Here is an 18,097-nt window from a genome sequence, read left to right as displayed (position 1 = left end):
CAAGTTTTCTGTTTATGCAAAGGAGTTAAAGGTATCAGCACTTCACTACTGTCCGCATCATTCATCAATTTATTCTTTTGTATTCGGGAACGCAGTTATCCTTAACCGCGCCGCTCCCATGGGGATGAGTGTGATTTCTTCTTTATCGCCTCTCGCCGCATCCTCTTCGGGCAACACACCACACAACCCGGTTTCATCTATTTCCCATTCGGGAACCAATCGGCCGACAGCCTTCACCTCCAAAGGTACATTGGCCACCGTAAAAGGGTAGTCGTCAGCCGGCCATGATTTACGGATTACCTCGAAGTGCTTCAAGGGTTCTGTCTTGTCCAACACCAGCGAATAATTCCACGCGCTGCCGGGATATATCTCAGTAGTGGGCCATTTTTGAGGGTCAGCATCTTTCTGCCATTTAGGATCACCGATGGCCGTTTCGCGGCTGTCCTTCTCCACATATTTCTCAGCAATCTTAAGAGAGAGCGTGAGAGGACCGTAATCCACACTTACGCTGTTTTTATTGACCTGCCAGGTGCGCATGGACAAAGACATCGGAAACGTCAATTCCACGCGGTCCCCATCCGACCACTCGCGATGGATGCAGAGATACTTTCCTGCCACGGGAGCCGCATCCACTTCCTCACCATTCACGCGCACTTTCGCCTTTTGAGTCCATGAAGGAATCCGGAAATAGAACGGGAAGACGACTTTCCCCCCGGTAGAGACAGAAAAGCGGATGTCTTCCTCAAAAGGATAATTCGTCTCTTCGTGCAAAGTGATTTCCTTTCCATCAGCTACTTTCACCACAGCCTTGCAAGCTGCATAAAGAGCCGTTGCCACTCCATTGTCGGGAGTTGCCAAAACCAGATGTTCGGCAAAGTAGGGCCAGCCTTGTGCATGATTGTGCTGGCAGCAACGACTGCTGAAAGGATTCATCGAAAGAAACGGTCCGCGGTTGTCGATGCCCGGATGATGATTCTTGGAATCACTGACGACATGGTTCGGGCAAGTGATGTAGCGCAGCGCTTTAAAGTCCGGCATCACGGCAACCGGATAAGAGTTAAATGCCACTTCTTCGCAATGCTCGGCCCATAAGGGGTCGCCCGTCATGCGAAGCATAATTTCATCGGAAGCCATCTGCTCAACCAGCCCGCAGGTTTCCACCCCCTGGCGAGGGTCGATATATCCCAAACGGGCATTCTCATCCGCCCCGAACATGCCGCCGGGCACCTGCCCGAAAGTACGACGGATCAGCCGATGGACATTATAAGAGGCTTTCAGCATGGCAGAATCACCGGTCTGCATATAATAAGTGGCAGGCTCACGGAAACATTGGGCAATGTTTACGTTGTGCCAGTTGGGCAAAGAGGTCGACTGAGTCCAGTCCGCAGTGTTGCGATGAATCTTTTCGGCCAATTCGAGCAAAAAAGCATCTCCCGTATGGCTGTAAAGCCAGTAGATGCTGATGATATTATCACCTCCACGACTGTTCTCCCAAAAGTCTTCCAGAAGCCGGTCGTCGGGGACCGTCATCTGCCATTTAAAGTAGTTTGTCATCAGGTCTATGACACGCCGGTCCTGAGAATACTCGTAATAAGATTGCAGGCACCAGAGCATGATCATCTGTGCCCAAAGTTCGCGCTTCCCATTGCGTTCGTTGACCGGGCCGAAATAACCGTCCGGCTGGCAGCTGGCAAATACGCCTTCAATCCAGTATTTGGTTTCTTCTATCATCTCCGGATCATTCAGAATATATGCCAAACTGCTATACCCTTTGAGCCAATAGGGAACTTCCTCCCAACCATGGTCTCCGCCGGTCGTAAGCCAGGCATTGTCATCCTTTTCCAACCAAGCGCTGATTTCCCCTAAATGTCCGGTCAGGCCGTCGCGCTGCAACTCCAGAAATTTCCTTACCCAACCCTCGGGGCGGATGCTGCCTACCGGCAATTTTATAAAGTTCAACGGACGAAGCGGGGCACGGTAACCCATATAATTGGCATTGACAGCATGTGTATCCGGCCGGTCCACCACCGTCACCGTACCGGCAGAAGAGGCAGAAGTACAAGCCGTAACCGAAACTGTCAATGCCACGAAAAGGAGGGCAGCCACCCATGTATATAAGTTCTTCATGTTATATCTTAATCTATGCTATTCAATAAATCCACCTTCCCCTCATTAACCAACTTCAATATCAGCTCACCGAAAAGGGTGTTCTGCCAGGCAAACCAGGGGCGGGTGAAGTTGGTTGCATCATCCTTATGAAACGATTCGTGCATAAAGCCGGTACCTGCATCCGTATCCATCAGCATCTTGATGCAAGTTTTGATTTCGGCATCATCCCGGCTTGTGAAGGCTTTCATCATAATGCTCATGGGCCACACCATGTCATAGCCGATATGCGGTCCGCCGATACCCTCGCCGGCTTTGCCGCTGAAGAAATAGGGATTGCTGTCGCTCCACACAAAACGGCGGGTATTCTGATAAATGGGGTCATTGACATCTACATCTCCCAAATAGGGCATGGCAAGCAAGCTGGGTACATTGGCATCGTCCATCAGCAGATGATTGCCGAAACCATCAACCTCGAAAGCATAGATGGTACCGAATTCAGGATGGTTGTAGGTTGCATAGCGTTTCAAAGCCATCTCCACCTCATCGGCCAAGGCACGGCAGTCGGCAGCCAGGGCAGTCTCCTTGTTCACTGTTTCCAGAATCTCGGCAGCCTTGCGCAAAGAAGTGACGGCAAAGAAGTTGGAAGGCACAAGGAACTGAAGCGTTGTGGCATCGTCCGACGGGCGGAAGCAGGACACGATGAGTCCCACCGGACGGACAGGAGCACCCAGACCGTCATTGTTCAGCGTATCGAGCGCACGCTCCGTCTTGCGTTGGAATTTGTAGGGACCGACACCCTCTTTGCGCTGCTGCTGACAAAAAGTAGTATAAATGTTGCGGATGGCTTCCAGCCATTCAGCACCGAAAACCGAAGTGTCACCCGTCACCTGCCAGTAGTGATAAGCCAACCGCAAGGGATAACAAAGCGAGTCGATTTCCCATTTGCGTTCATGCAGTTCGGGCTTCATGTCAGTAAGGTCACTCATCCAATGCCCATCGGGCAGCGCACCGTCGTTGTAGGCATTCGCATACGGGTCGATATTGATGCACTTGAACTGGCGCAGAATAACACCGGCCAGCATCTCTTTCAGTTTCGGGTCGTTGTTGGCAAGCTGCACATATGGCCATACCTGCGCCCCTGAGTCACGCAACCACATAGCATGGATGTCACCCGTATATACAAAAGTATCAGGCTTTCCATCGCTGCCCTTGCGGAAGTGCACAGTAGTATCCAGCGTATTGGGAAAACAGTTGGCAAACATCCAGGAAAGCTTGCGGTTCTTCAAAAGTTTCTGTACACGGGCAATCTCTTTCTCCACGGCAGTGGAACGGAAAAGGCGTTGTTTCTCTTTAGGACGGTTAGAGGAATAGTTTCCGGCAGATGCCGTATTGTCCTGCACGGCCACAAAACCCGCATCGGCAAGAAGGCAGCTACTATTGGCAGCCTGAACCATCCCGGCAGCCGCAGCCAGAACAAGACTGAAACAAATCTTTTTGGAATTAAGACTCATATTTCTTCTATATAAATTTGAATTGAAAATTGCTATTAGTCAAGTGGGGTTTGGGTAGCGTTCACTCCCTCGAAAGTCATGCGCACCGGATTTATCTTTCCTTTTTTGTCAAAGTACATCCGGTCAATGCAGGTGGCACGGCTGTTTGCAGCCGTTTCTCCCAACGGGCGACGGTGGTAAATGATGTACCATTCGTCCTTGCCTTTTCCACGCACCACCGAATGATGTCCGGCACCGGTAGCTACACCGGCATCCTGCTGAAGAATTATTCCCTCGCGATGGAACGGTCCGAAAGGAGAGTCGGCAATGGCATAGGCCACACGGTAGTCGGGGCTTCCCCAACCGCCTTCCGACCACATGAAGTAATACTTTCCGTTACGTTTCAGCATGAAAGGCCCTTCTACATAGTCCTGAGGAGTCACTTCCTTATAGACTGTGCCATCATCAAAAGGAACGACACCAAGTAAATCGGGAGACAGTTTCACGATGTTGCAATGCCCCCATCCGCCATAGTACATATAGTAAGTGCCGTCGTCATCGCGGAACACAAACTGGTCGATGGGTTGTGCTCCATTCACAATCTTATCAATCAAGGGCTTGCCCAGCGCATCTTTGAAAGGACCTGCCGGATTGTCTGCCACAGCCACCCCGATACCGCCAATCTCAGAGTTGTTCTGTATGTCGTTCCCTCCGAAGAAAAGATAATAGCGGCCATTGGCCTCGATGACAGCCGGTGCCCACAAAGCACGGCGCAGCCATGGGATGTTTTCCTTTGAAAGCACGCGTGGATGCTTGGTCCAATGCCCCAAGTCGGGCGAAGAATAGGCATCCATAAAAGTCTGTTCATCATAAGGAGCGGAATATGTAGGATAAATCCAGAACTTCCCGTCCAGCACCACCCCCTCAGGGTCGGCATACCAACCGGGAAAAATCGGATTGCCGCTGCGTTTCTTTTGAACTTCTTCACCGGATTGCGCATAAAGAGAAGAAGAGGCACAAAACAATGCCAAGCAGTAAATAGTAAGTTTCTTAAGTTTCATGGTAAATAGGGTTTTCGAACAGTGATTTATCGTAAAAGAGAGAGGGTGTGCCAAAACGTTTTTCAGCTATCATTCCGTCAGACATTCGGCACACCCTCATCATTAATTGCTATGGTTTTGGCTTTGAAATCACTTCTTCTTTTTAAGCGTTTTCGAGAAGGAGTAAGGAGCGTCCTCCTCTCCTGCCCCACGCTGTTTGTTGGGCACATTGTCCATAGTGAAACGCAGTGAGGAGCCGTTCATCAGTTGCCCGTGCGTCAGATAGTTGCGTGTATAGTCAACGCCGTCCACTGTGAGTTTCTGCACGTAGCGGTTGGCGCGACTATTCTCAGGAGCTTCAATCGTCACAGTCTTGCCATTTTCCAAGTGCAGACGCACAGAACGGAAGAGAGGAGCACCCAGCACATACTGGTCTGTACCCGGACAGACGGGATAGAATCCCAAAGCTGAAAATACGTACCAGGCAGATGTCTGGCCGTTGTCTTCATCACCGCAATAGCCGTCGGGATTGGCATTGTACATGCGCTCCATGACCTCACGCAGCCAGTACTGCGCCTTCCACGGCTGGGAGGAATAGTTATAGAGGTAAATCATGTGCTGTATGGGCTGGTTGCCGTGAGCGTAGTTGCCCATGTTCATGATCTGCATCTCCCGGATTTCGTGGATGACACTGCCATAATAGCTTTCGTCGAATACAGGCGGCAGCACAAACACGGAATCCATCATCCGGTTGAAGGAATCCTTGCCCCCCATCAAATCAATGAGCCCTTGCGGATCGTGGAAAACCGACCATGAATAATGCCAGCTGTTTCCTTCGGTAAAGGCATCACCCCACTTCAAGGGATTGAACGGCGATTGGAACGTACCGTCCTCATTCTTGCCGCGCATCAGCTTGTGGGCAGGGTCGAAAAGATTCCGGTAGTTCAGCGCGCGTTTGGCGAAAGGAGCCAGTTCTTTCTTCGACTTGCCGAGCGAAAGTCCCAACTGGTAGATGCACCAATCGTCATAGGCATACTCCAGCGTACGGGCTGCATTCTCGTTGATACCCACATTATAGGGCACATAACCCAGCTTGTTGTAATACTCATGTCCCAGGCGTCCGGTAGAGGAAACCTCGGGATGCACATTCTCCGTACCGCTCTTCACGGCTTTCCATAATGTCTCGATGTCGTAGCCACGCAGACCTTTCAGCCAGGCATCCGCCACCACAGAGGCGGAATTGTTGCCCACCATGCAACCACGGTGTCCCGGACTGGCCCATTCGGGCAGGAAACCGCTCTCCTTGTAAGTGTTGGCCAATCCTTCCTGCATCTTGGCATTCATGGATGGATACATCAGGTTGAGGAAGGGGAAGAGACAACGGAAAGTGTCCCAGAAACCGGTGTCGGTAAACATATAGCCGGGTAGCACCTCACCATTATAGGGGCTGTAGTGCATTACCTGACCTTGCGCATCTATCTCGTAGAAACTGCGCGGGAAAAGCACCGAACGGTAGAAACAAGAGTAGAAAGTACGCAGACGGTCGAGGTCGGTATCCTGCACTTCAATGCGGCCCAGCACCCGGTTCCATTCGTCACGCCCGGCTTTCGCCACCTCTTCAAGCGTCCGGCCACCCAGTTCCTTCAAGTTCAACTCAGCCTGCTCGTGACTGATGAATGAGGAAGCCACACGTACATTCACCTGCTCGCCACGGAGGGTATGAAAACCGATGATGCCACCGGCATGATTGGCACCTGCCTCGGTGGTACGGGAATCAATCTTTCCGTCCTTCACGGCAGCAGTATAAGTAAAAGGCTTATCGAACTGCAATACAAAGTAGTTCTTGAAATTGCTTGGCACGCCACCGCTGTTCTTGGTAGTGTAGCCTATGATTTTCTTTTCAGCCGGAATGATTTTCACAAAAGAGCCGTTGTCCATGGCATCTACCACCACATAGGCTTCCTCCGTTTCAGGGAAAGTGAAACGGAAAGCAGCGGCACGCTCGGTAGGAGCAAACTCCGCCGTCACATCATGGTCGGCAAGATAGACCTTATAATAATAAGGAGTGGCAGTCTCGGCTTTGTGAGAAAACCAACTGGCACGCTCGTCCTGGTCGAAAGCCACCTTTCCGGTAACGGGCATAATGGCAAACTGTCCGTAGTCGTTAATCCACGGGCTGGGCTGGTGCGTCTGCTTGAAGCCGCGAATCTTGTCGGCATCATAGGTGTAGGCCCATCCGTTACCCATGGTTCCGGTCTGTGGAGTCCAGAAATTCATGCCCCAAGGCATAGCCACGGCAGGATAAGTATTACCCGTAGAAAGGGAATGCTTGGACTGCGTGCCAACCAAGGTGCTGACGTAATCCACAGGTGTAATCGGCTCATCAACCGGCAACGAGGCCGCCTGCATACCGCCAACAAGAAGGAGGGCGGTTCCCCATGCAAAGAGTCTTTTCATTCGTTTGGTAAATTTTGTCATTGTTTATTTTGCATCAACTTGCCTTCAAGCATCTTCATGTAATATCCGCCTATTACCGAGCGGGCCTTGAAGCCACGCCAGTTGGGTTTGTCGGTAAACACCCAGTCGGACATCGGCACGCGGTCTATCGTTTCGTTCATGAACTTATGCACCGGGACGATGAATTCACGGAAAGTAGCCTGGTCGGGAGCCATAGTGGCAGTCCACATAATCCAGTCGGTCTTGGTGTAAGTCTCACGATTGTCGAGGGGCAGACCATAGATATTCTGCTTGGCCAGATAATAAGGTATCTCCATTTCTGCAATTTTGCTGTCGAAGATGTCCAGTCCGAGCAGTCTGTCCCAAACCAGGTTGTACTTCTGGCTCCATGTACCCGGCTTGTCGAAAGTCAGGCGATAATGGTCGCCGTCGTTGGCCATGCGCTCCCATTCGGTAGCCATCTGGCGTGCCTTCGTTGTATAGGCTTCGGCCACATCCTTCTTGCCGAGCATTTCAGCCAACCGGCCATAAGAGGCCACTCCTAAAATTGCCTTGATGGAAAGATTGGTGTTATGCGCAAAGTGTCCGGCGAAGTCATCGGTACAGAGTTGGTTTTCAGGGTCAAGTCCCTTTTCCACCAGATAGTCTGTCCAAGTGGTGAGCACTTCCCAATGTTTGGCAGCATAGTCGGCATTGCCTTCTACGGCAGCAATGGCAGCTGTAAGAATCAGCATGTTTCCACTCTCTTCCACCGGCATATCGCCTCCGTAGACCTGGCCGTTGGCAAGAGGATAGGTACCCAAATCATGGGCGGCGAAGGGCTTGGTCCATTTGCCGCTTTCACTATAATGGAAGATACCGTTCATCATGCCCTTCTCCAGTTCCGGATTATAAATCAGATAGAGGGGAGCTGAGGGATAAGTCAGGTCCACCGTATTGATACAGCCGTTACTGTTGTTTTCCTTCGACAGCCACAACAGGTCACCGTTGGGGGCTTCCACCAGTTTGTGGGCGGCAATGGACTGACGGTAGGCCAACGCGCAGAGTTCGGCATATTCCTTGCCGCCTGCTGCTGAAGCGTCTTCCATCAACTTCTTATCGAAAGCATAGCAACGTGCCAGCAATTTGTCATACTCATTGTAGGCAGCCAGCATTTCAGCCTCGATGGTACGGTCGCCTTTTGAGTTCCAGTAAGGACGCAGGTTTGTACCGAAGTACTGGATGGAATAGATGTCGTCATAGCCCAGCATTATCTTGTCGGTAACATTCTTCACTTTGCCATGGCTACGCACCAAAGCCATGTTTCCATTGCTGTCCTCTCCCTCGAGCGAAGCTGAGTTCAAAGTTCCGTTCACGAAGTTCTTGCGCAGTTCGGTACTGTTGCCGACACTGTATGCAGTGTTTTCCTTGCCGGCAACCATGTAGAAATATCCCCAGTCAATGCGGAGGTCATCGCCCTGCTTTGCCAGGATGTTCTGTTCCTTGCTTCCACTCTTCAGGTAGAGCAGCCCGTCAGCTTCATATCCCTTGCTTGCAGATTGCTGGTAAGGCTGGTCGAGCGCCCAGCGCGGAGAAGCCTCAAAATACACCTCCACTTCGTGTTCCCTGCCGTCACGGGCAGCAACACTATAAGTAAGGTAATTCACGGGACGGCTCAGCAGCTTCAGGTCTTCCATAAAGAGAGGTGCCGTGAAGGTGACTTTCAGGTCGACATCACCACAGGTAAAAGCGTAGTGTGTCTGCATGGGCTGCACGTCGGCAGAGGTCTGCACGGCTGTATTGCCAAACACAGTTTCCAGATGTTTCGGAATCTGCAGGCCGAAGTCGAGCAAGCCGTTACCAACCGGATTGATACATTCGGCGGCAATGATGTTGTCGCCCTGCTTCAAAACCGCCAAAGCCTCATCGGGAAGTTTCACGACTTTGTTCTTGTTGCACGTGGTTCCTGTGCCGTGTATTTTCACTCCGTTGATGTAGAATACGGCATCGTCATCGTTGGAGAATTCCAGATAGACAGGTATACCGGTCAAATCACGGTCAATATTTACCATACGGCGCACCCAGATATTACGGGTTCCCCACTGGGTTTTTGCCGTAGGCTCATTTTCCTTGGTACCAAAGGCACCACGGTCTGACTTCCATTTGGAATCGTCGTAACCCGCAGAGGTCCAATCGCCCGCAGGCTTCTCTGTGGTATACCGGCCCGTCCAATCGCCTTGCTGCGAGGTGGGCACGATGGCATTCATCTCCAATTCCTCGGTTCCCATAAAACGGTAGGAAACACCGTCTACCTTCACCACGCCAATCAGTGGGAAATCCTTACCCGTCCAATGGCGAACGGGGCTGTCATAAAGGTTATCGCTCATGGACCATGCACTGGCATAAGGGTCGATGGTAACAAGCGGGTAGGCTGGAGCTCTCAAGTCATTCTTGACGACTTCATAAGACGTATCCTTGTCACTGCACGCAAAAAGGCATGATACCAACAAGGTGTATAAAAGCTTTTTTCTCATATTGTTTATATGAAATAATTGTTTATGTTGTTACACTTAAAAAAATAAAAGGCCTGAGATTACCAGCAAAACTTCACCGACACTCCGTCAGGATTATTCTCAAACTCTATCAAATATGTATGGCTTGCTGCATGCCAACGCTTGGCATCGAATACTTCTCTGCCGTCGACTGTCACACTCTTAGGACAACGGGGCAGCAGCACCCGCGATACGTTTGAAGTCTCGGCAGGACTTTTCGCCACATAGGAGTACCGGCCTTTTCCGCGTTCTTCCTGTTCTTCGCGACTTGCTGAAGCCAGAACCTGCGGCTTCTTCTTACCGGCTACACGTTCTACATTCAGCAACAAGGCTTGCTCACCCGGATTTATCCGCTTGGAAGTGTAGATCGGTAATTTGGGGTCGAAAAGGTCAATCAAACATCCTTCCACAGTAAACGGCTCGTCGCTCACGCTTTCTTCAAGCACAGCAGCCAAGTCGTAATCTCCCCTTTGCAGATAGAAGTTATTTTTGAACTCCAGCTTCCCCGCTTTCGCATTCTGCTCGTACATTCGGGCCGCAAGATACAAAAAATCTTTGTCACCGCCTTCATGCAGGACATAATCTTTAGGGTCGGTACGGACAATACATACGGTTCCCTTACCGTAACTGTATTCTCCCTGTTCCGGTCTGGCAGGAAGTCCCATCTGCTCAAAAAGATGTGCGGAAGGAGTAGTATAGTTATGCCCGTTGGTATTCCACCATTCTCTTACATTCTGAAAAGGGTCGTTGTCCGTCCCGCTGTAAATCAGCACTCCGCCCTTCTTCACCCAATCGGCAATGTGGCTGTGCGCTTCGGACTCAAGCGGTTTCATGTTTGCATAAGTCATCAGCAACACTTTTGTGTCAGCCAGCGCTTCTTTATAGCCGAGGTTCTCAATGTGGACGGTCTTGACGGGCACACCTCGTTTGAGCAAAGGCAACGCCTGACCGTAGAAGTTGGCAAGTTGTGGGTCTTCATATCCGTTGTGCGTAGGGAAACGCTGGAACATCAAAGAATTTGCCATCAGTACGCTGAATCCTTCGCTTCCGGTCAGTTTATTATCGGTCAGAGGCATACGGTTCAGGGCGTTAATCATCACTTGCATCTGTGTGGAATAGAAACGGGGAATGCGTTCTTTCTTGTCGCTATTGGCACTTGTACGGTATAGCCCTTCGTAGATACGTTCCGGCCAAGGCATCACTTCGTAATCGGCTATGTTGGGATAGAGCAATTGCGCCGTAAAGGTGGCCTGATAATTCTTCTTATAGTCTGCCCAGTCACGCGGCCAGTCTTCAATAGGATCTGTCAGAAAGAACATCTTACGACCGGTGGGAGCAGTCATCGACTCCATGGAACCATACTCCAGATAGGCAGTCTCGAACACACGCTCACGTTTGCGACCGTCAAAGAAATTCGGCTCGCGCGAAGTTCCGGTCCATACCTGAGCGATGTAACCGTCTACACAAGGAAGTGAAGCAAGACTTGCTTCCGGACTGACAATCTGCCATTGCGAATAGTTCACCAACGAGTGGGTGGGAACGTAGCACTTCACGTCCATCCCTTTGCTTTTACCATATTCCTTGGCAAAGGTGAAGACTTCATTCAGTGCACGATAGTACAAGTAATACTTGAGTTTGCTCGACAAGTAAGTGTTTTCCGGAGATTCATGTTGCGGTCTCCAGTCGAAGCCATAGTATTTTTTCCATTCTTTCTTAAAGGACTCACTGTAACCGGCTCTTGCCCAGAATTCCGGTTCCTCCATGAAGATGGCATCCACGCCGGCGTCGATTACTCTCTTCACATGTCTCTCTTTCAGATAACTTAAAAAATTCTCCGATGGTACGATATAGGGCACCATGTGACCGTGCCATATCGTGTCTCCGGCCTGCGTGACCTGCCCTTCGTCCAAATGCCATTTCCCGTCCCATTGTCCGGTGAAATAGTCCTGATATTCACCCCAGGCAATACCGGTCATAAAGTGTATGATATATCCACGCTCTTTCCAGGACTTTACCCGGTCCTCGAAAGACAGCTTGCGTGACTTGTCCGAGGGATTTCCCCCTACTCCATACACCATCACCGCATCGGCCCTGTTGTCGATGGAAGGCTTCCACTCGCGTGAGGTTTGAAAAGTGGTCTTGACATTATCCTTGGTTTGGGCACCTACGGAGATGCCTGTTGCCAAGACAGCCAAACTTATCAAAAAATGTTTTTGCTTCATATTGGTTTCTCGTTTTTATGGTATTAATCATTACTCTTGCCATTATAGTGGCAAAAGATTGCCTATATACAGGCAAGACCGTGCCACTATAGTGGCACAGTCCCGGCTGTATGTCATCAGGCTACGGAATAAGCACTTCCATCGGCTCGCTGTAGTTCCAACGGCGTGTACCGCTACCTACGGGTGTGTCGTAGTTAATACGTGCGGCAGCGCGTACAAACACTTTGCGGCCCGAAGGTACGTTACCGTTCGACTGGATGGTAACTTCCTTCCCCAATAAGCCCTCGAAACTCTTGCCTTCATAGTTGATGCTGCTCGACCAACGCTCGTCGCGTGCCCGGTAGCCTACTGTGTTTGAGTAGCTGACGAAGAATTGGATGTCGGTCACGTTCAAGTATTCGTCCTTCCAATTGCCCATCGGCTGGATTTTCTCACGGAAGACCTCATCCGACACGCCGCGTGTTACGCGTACTTGTGCCTTGATGACACCGTTGCTCACCTGCGGATTGCCCACAAACTCGACGTTCAGGAAGGGCTGCACCTCGAACTTCACTTTCGTCGTGCCACTGATTTCAGTATTGACAGAGCCGTCGTGAAGCAAGGTACCGTCTGTATTCTCACGTACTAACGGAATGAACGGACCGTCGATACGGACATTATACTCACCCTTGAAGATTTTCGTGTTCTGGAATGTACCGTCCATCATGCAGTAAAAATCCGGGTTGTGTTGCACATTGTCACCCCAACTCAATTCGGTCAGGCGGACACGGATGCCCTCACTGCCCTGGTCGGTCAATACACGCTTACCGGTCGCTTCATCTACCACCTCACCCCAGATAGTCTCGGAAGGTTCCTCATAGTTGTCTATTTCGAACATACTACACGAGGTTAACATGAACAGGGCGCTGAATAAGCTATAGAATATTGTCTTTTTCATACGTTTTAAGTTTTTAAATTATTGAGTTTTATCGATTAGGCTGCTGGTCAATCACAGGACTCTTAGAAACCTCACCACCCGGAATCGAGAAGTAATAGTCCAAAGGAGTGTAGCCAAAGTCTTTGTCACCGGCAGTCGTATAGTTGAAACAAACGTCGAAGAACCACTTGCCTGTCTCCGTCGAATAGAACGGATAGATACCACGGAAACGATAACGGGTCGTGTTGCTGAAACGGTCCTTGTCACGTTGCTCACCCCAGAATCCGTCGCGACCTTCATAGTGGTTCACACGCCAGCGGCGCAAATCCCACTTGGTCTTATGTTCGAAAGCCAACTCTTTGCGGCGTTCCTTGCGGACGATGTCGCGGCTGTCGATTGTACCAGCCAGTGAGGAAGTCAGTAACCGGGCACCAGCACGTTCGCGGATGTCGTTGATAGCTTTCGTTGCAACACTTAGCATATCCGTGTCGTCCGGCGAAGATACACCAGCCAGTGAAAGTTCCACAGCAGCCTCGGCCGCATTCAGCAACACCTCGGCATAACGCATCAAGATGAAAGGTTGTGCACTGTTACCTTCCCGGGGAACAAATGCAGGGTCAGGATTCAACCATTTACGTGCCAACAGACCGGTCATGGCACTTCCACCATCTTCATAGAAAGGACCGTTCTGACCGGCAGCCTTCATCGTAGAGCCGTCGGGCAGGGTTACAATTTCCTGCTGGTCTTCCGATTTCGGACTGAGATAAAGCGTTTTGGGCTTCTCTTTATAAGCACTCAGATGGTTGTACTTAGTAGTGGCCGAACCATACGAATAGTCGCTAAGAAGTGGCTTGATAGGCGTGGAACCCGTATAAACACCGGCATAAATCTCAATCTCCTTGCCTTTGAACATATCACCGGGGAAGATGACATAAGCACGCAGACGAGGCTCAGCATTTTTGTAGTAATCCATCGGACTATCATACATAACATAGTTACCTTCGGTAGAAGAATTGCCCGTCGTCACCTTCAGGGTACCATCGGGATAACGGTCGAAACCGTCGAACAGCTCTACAAAGTCGGCTGTCGGGCAAACGCCACAATTCAACGGAGCCTTGAAGGTAAGCGGCAGATTGTAAGAATCGTAAGCGTGAGTGCTCGTGGGATAAGCGTACTCCTTCACATAGATGTTCTCAGGATTATTACTGAGATCGGAGAACATATCTACCATATTCTGATATTGCGCTTCCGGATCGTTAGCAGCCCATTTCTTCTTGTAAAGTGAATATACACCGCTTTTAATCACCTCTGAAGCAGCTTTGTAGGCTTCGGTGAAGTACTTCTTGGATGCCTCTTGCCAACGGCTTTCATCGAATCCAATCACACGTACGCCCGTTTTGGCACCCAAGCCGGTCAGACGGCCGGTTACCGTTTCATTGTATTTAGCTACACTACCTGCATAGAGCATCGCTTCCGACTTGAAAGCCAGAGCCACGTACTTGTTGCTATAACCGCTCTTGGGACTGCCGGGCATCATCAGTTCGATGGCCTTGTCATAGTCAGCCAAAACCTGATTCCAAGTTTCTTCCTCACTGGCACGGGGCACTTCCAAGTTGCCGTCTCCGGGATACTGGATGACCTTTGTTACCAAAGGGATACCACCGAAACGACGGGCCATGGCGTAGAAGACCGTGGCACGCACGTAATAAGCTTCGCCCAAATAGTGATTGTAGGTAATCTCGGCGTAAGAGCCTTGGTATTTCGGCAGGTTCTCAATCAGGTAGTTGGCATCGCGCAACAATTCAAAAGCTTTACCCCAGTAAGCATTGTCTTCACCGGTAAACGCACGGCAAATACCATCGCGGTTCATTGCTTCGCCGGTACCATCGATACCGATAGCATTCAGCCATCCGTTAAAATTCAAACCCCATTGAGACAGATATTTGAAATCTTCCCACGGCATATTGCTATATAGACGCGCCATGTAGATGTCCATACCCGATTCGTTGGAAAGCAACGACTCGGAAGTCACGATATTTTTGGGAGCAATATCCATATCGACACATGAAGTGGCGAGAGTCATGCACAACATCGCGGATATCAGTTTATGTTTCATATTTACTATTTTTTAGGTTTATATCATTGATTACTTAGAAAGAGAGGGAAACTCCCAGTGTATAGGTCTTGTTCAACGGATACATACGGCCCAGATCGTCATCGGGATGCTCAGGGTCAACGAACTTCACGCCAGTGAAAGTCAACAGGTTGTAAGCATTGGCATAAACACGCAGGCTGGCATTGGGAATCTGCTTCAGTTTTGGGAAGGTATAGCCCAACTCGATGCTCTTCAGACGGAGGTAAGCAGTGCTTACGCGGTTGAAAGCAGAATTATTTTTTGCCCAACGGCCTGTGTAAGCATAGTGACCGGAAGTCCAGACTGTAGAAGGATCATAGGGATCGGCTTTCGGGTCTACAGGATGCCAGCGGTCGAGGAACTGTGTCAATGCACCACCGCCATTCTTACCCCAAATTTCGTGCAGAGGCTCTTTGTATTCCATAGAACCCAGTGCAGAACCTTGCAACAGCATATTGAAGTCGAAGTTCTTCCATTGCAGGCCGGCATTCAAGCTGAATTGCAACCACGGAGTCTGGTCAAAGGCAAACGGATGTTCGTCCTGACCGTTAATCTCGCCGTCACCATTCCAGTCTTCATACTTATAATCACCCGGCAGGACGTCGCGTTCCTTGAAGCCGTAGTAATTCCAAATATCGTTCCAACTGGTGTAACGACCGGCGGAAGTATAACCAAACTGTACCCCTTGATAACGGTTCGTCAGGTTGTCGTTGCGCCAGCGATCATACGAGTTGGCCCAAGGTCCTTTTTCCGAAGCAGTCAGGTATTTCTGACGGGTAACGGTAGCAATACCCTTCAGGTTATAGCCTACTTCACCAATCTTATTACGGTGGGTCAGCTCCAATTCCATACCGAATTGGCGGTCGCTGTCCAGGTTTTCACGCGGAGCAGTGGCACCTACCACGGTAGGCAGGGCACCGGTACGGCGAGCGAAACGGCCGGTACGCAAACGGTTGAAGTAGTCGAACGAAACACCCAGCAGGCCGTCCCATCCTTCAAAGTCGAAACCGATGTCGAATGTCTTCGATTTGAACCAAGTGATGTTCTCGTTAGGCAATGCCATAGGACTGGCTGCACTGATAAACTTGCCGCCGAAAATGTAGCCCGGCGAATAACCGTTGTAGTCGCCGTTGGCCATGTTGCCGCTGGTCGAAGGATAGGTGTACCCCATAGCCCAGTCATAATTCAGGTCGCCGTCATCACCAAGTACACCGTAGCTGGCACGCAACTTCAACTGATTGACAAACTTCAGAACATCGATACTCTTGAAGAAAGGTTCTTCGGAGATTCTCCATCCAGCCGATACGGAGGGGAAGAAGCCCCATTGGTGTCCCTTGGCAAACTTGCTGGAACCGTCGTAACGGAACTGTGCTTCCAGCAGGTAGCGGTCGGCAAACGAGTAATTGATACGGCCTATCAAGGCTTCGTTGGCCTGTTCATAAAGGTCGTTATTACCGGTCTGCATGGCACCAATCTGGCCTTCGGTCACACCTGCCAGCAGGTAAGGCATGGAGAATGCTAGGTCGCGGACAGCGTAGAAGTTGTCGCCGTTGCGTTTCTGCACCTCCCAACCAATAACACCACCCACGTGGTGAACATCGTTAAAGGTGCGGTCGTAGTTCACTGTGAATTGTCCCAACATCTGCGACTTGTCATAAAACTCGCGGCGCATGTTGCTGGGCGAACTTTCGTTATAGACTTTCTGCTTGTAGGTACCGGTCTGTTCGTCATAAGCATACTGGTAGTACTCTTTACGGAAAGCCTCGTTGTTGTCGGCACGGTAGTCGTAACTGAACATGGCTTTGGCAGTCAACCCCTTCAATACCGGAGTGTATTCGCCGAAGTCGGCCGTCAGAGTAGCCGAGGACTGGAAATATTTCTGTTTGTACTTCTTGTAACCGGAAATGTCGGCCGTCATCATGGCCACAGTGTTCTGTTCCATATCCAAACCGTTGTAGTTCAGCATTGTTCCCTCGGGATCGGCGTATGCCGGATAGAGAACACCCTGACGCCAGTAGTTACGGATGATGTCTTGTGAGCTGGTGTAAGGCGTGTTGCGTTCGTCGGAGATACCGCTCACGCCGAGTTCGAACTTTATACCTTTAGCAATTTCAGTCGAAATGTTAGAGCGCAGGTTGAACTTGTTGTAGTTCAAGTCTCCTGAACGGAAGATACCTTCCTGATAGAAGTAGCCCATGCTGATGTAGAACTTCGTCTTCTCGGTACCACCGGAAATACTGATGTCGTGTTGCGTTTGCGGAGCCACGTTAGAGATAATCAGGTCGTTCCAATCCGTTGTACGGCGCGTGCCGTTGCGGAATGCTTCGAAACTCTCTTCGCTGAAAACCCATGAACCGCCGTTGATGTTATTCATCGACATTTCGTTGAACAGTGTCATAGATTCATAAGGATCACACAGTTCAGGCATACGTGAAGGCTGTTGGAAAGTGTAGGAACCGTTGTAAGAGAATTCCGTTTTTCCTGCTCCTCCTTTTTTAGTAGTCACCAGCACTACACCGTTGGCGGCACGTACACCATAAATAGCGGCTGAAGCATCTTTCAACACAGAAATGTCATCAATATCCATTGCATTCAAACGCTGGAATTCTTCCGTGCTCCGGGGAATTCCATCGATGATAATCAATGGAGCACCCATACCGCGAACATCGAAACTGTTGTTGAAAGTTCCGGGTTCAGAGCTCTTCTGCCATACACGCAAACCGGGAATACGTCCCGTCAGCATGTTCTGCGGATTTTCGTTCTTGGTCTTTATCATATCCTGACCTTTTACGGCAGAAACGGCACCCGTCACCGATCCGCGACGCTGTGTTCCGTAACCTATCACCACCACTTCGTCTATCATCTTGGAATCGGTTTCCATGATGATATTGATAGTGGTACGTCCGTTCACTTTCTCTTCCTTGTCTTTCAATCCCACATAAGAGAAGCTGAGGATACCGTTCGCGGGAGCACTGATGGTGTAGCGTCCGTCAATGTCGGTAATGACACCGGTGGTAGTGCCTTTCACCATGACGGCAGCGCCAATGACCGGCTCGTTGGTATCGTCCATAACTATTCCCGAAACGGGAACAGAGTTTTGTGCGAAAATATCTGCCGGAATCAGCATCAGAAGTAACGCCATAACCATGCAGGATAATCCTTGTCGCATCTTGCTAAAATTCTTCATAGTCCATTATT

General features: G+C 50.2%; 9 protein-coding genes. All 9 read right to left on the bottom strand.

The window, feature by feature from the left end:
- Positions 1–69 precede the first annotated feature (69 nt).
- The 9 genes from DXD78_RS17470 to DXD78_RS17430 all read right to left on the bottom strand — a co-directional run bounded on the left by DXD78_RS17470 (position 70) and on the right by DXD78_RS17430 (position 18,086).
- Entirely contained in the window at positions 70–2,127 is a 2,058-nt protein-coding gene (locus DXD78_RS17470; RefSeq protein WP_009037843.1) for a beta-L-arabinofuranosidase domain-containing protein, read from the bottom strand.
- An 8-nt stretch (positions 2,128–2,135) separates the two neighbouring features.
- Positions 2,136–3,620: a glycoside hydrolase family 125 protein gene (locus DXD78_RS17465; protein WP_009037842.1), complete on the bottom strand. Its 1,485-nt coding sequence runs from the start codon at positions 3,618–3,620 to the stop codon at positions 2,136–2,138.
- Between the two features lie 35 nt (positions 3,621–3,655).
- On the bottom strand, positions 3,656–4,660 hold the full coding sequence (locus tag DXD78_RS17460) for a glycoside hydrolase family 43 protein (protein ID WP_117652907.1): 1,005 nt from the start codon (positions 4,658–4,660) through the stop codon (positions 3,656–3,658).
- Between the two features lie 129 nt (positions 4,661–4,789).
- Entirely contained in the window at positions 4,790–7,096 is a 2,307-nt protein-coding gene (locus DXD78_RS17455; protein WP_034525873.1) for a GH92 family glycosyl hydrolase, read from the bottom strand.
- 17 nt (positions 7,097–7,113) lie between these two features.
- Complete coding sequence (locus DXD78_RS17450; RefSeq protein WP_009037840.1) at positions 7,114–9,609, bottom strand: glutaminase domain-containing protein; 2,496 nt, start codon at positions 9,607–9,609, stop codon at positions 7,114–7,116.
- Positions 9,610–9,668: 59 nt separating this feature from the next.
- A complete protein-coding gene (locus DXD78_RS17445; protein WP_009037839.1) occupies positions 9,669–11,849 on the bottom strand; it encodes a hypothetical protein in 2,181 nt (726 codons plus the stop codon).
- Between the two features lie 121 nt (positions 11,850–11,970).
- The gene (locus DXD78_RS17440; RefSeq protein WP_005829701.1) at positions 11,971–12,786 is read right to left on the bottom strand and encodes a DUF3823 domain-containing protein; all 816 of its coding nucleotides are present in this window, start codon (positions 12,784–12,786) and stop codon (positions 11,971–11,973) included.
- A gap of 28 nt (positions 12,787–12,814) precedes the next feature.
- Positions 12,815–14,881, bottom strand: a complete 2,067-nt coding sequence (locus DXD78_RS17435; RefSeq protein ID WP_005829699.1) for a RagB/SusD family nutrient uptake outer membrane protein — start codon at positions 14,879–14,881, stop codon at positions 12,815–12,817.
- A 34-nt stretch (positions 14,882–14,915) separates the two neighbouring features.
- Positions 14,916–18,086 (bottom strand): TonB-dependent receptor, encoded by a 3,171-nt coding sequence (locus DXD78_RS17430; protein ID WP_009037838.1) that lies wholly within the window; start codon positions 18,084–18,086, stop codon positions 14,916–14,918.
- Positions 18,087–18,097: the final 11 nt, after the last annotated feature.

Origin of the sequence: Bacteroides sp. D20, from assembly GCF_003436255.1 — a bacterium.
GTDB classification, from domain to species: domain Bacteria; phylum Bacteroidota; class Bacteroidia; order Bacteroidales; family Bacteroidaceae; genus Bacteroides; species Bacteroides uniformis.
This window is presented reverse-complemented; position numbering and strand designations above follow the sequence as displayed.

Coding starts and splice junctions, on each gene's coding strand:
- DXD78_RS17445 (WP_009037839.1), bottom strand. CDS start 11,849: ATGAAGCAAAAACATTTTTTGATAAGTTTGGCTGTCTTGGCAACAGGC.
- DXD78_RS17455 (WP_034525873.1), bottom strand. CDS start 7,096: ATGAAAAGACTCTTTGCATGGGGAACCGCCCTCCTTCTTGTTGGCGGT.
- DXD78_RS17470 (WP_009037843.1), bottom strand. CDS start 2,127: ATGAAGAACTTATATACATGGGTGGCTGCCCTCCTTTTCGTGGCATTG.
- DXD78_RS17430 (WP_009037838.1), bottom strand. CDS start 18,086: ATGAAGAATTTTAGCAAGATGCGACAAGGATTATCCTGCATGGTTATG.
- DXD78_RS17435 (WP_005829699.1), bottom strand. CDS start 14,881: ATGAAACATAAACTGATATCCGCGATGTTGTGCATGACTCTCGCCACT.
- DXD78_RS17460 (WP_117652907.1), bottom strand. CDS start 4,660: ATGAAACTTAAGAAACTTACTATTTACTGCTTGGCATTGTTTTGTGCC.
- DXD78_RS17450 (WP_009037840.1), bottom strand. CDS start 9,609: ATGAGAAAAAAGCTTTTATACACCTTGTTGGTATCATGCCTTTTTGCG.
- DXD78_RS17440 (WP_005829701.1), bottom strand. CDS start 12,786: ATGAAAAAGACAATATTCTATAGCTTATTCAGCGCCCTGTTCATGTTA.
- DXD78_RS17465 (WP_009037842.1), bottom strand. CDS start 3,620: ATGAGTCTTAATTCCAAAAAGATTTGTTTCAGTCTTGTTCTGGCTGCG.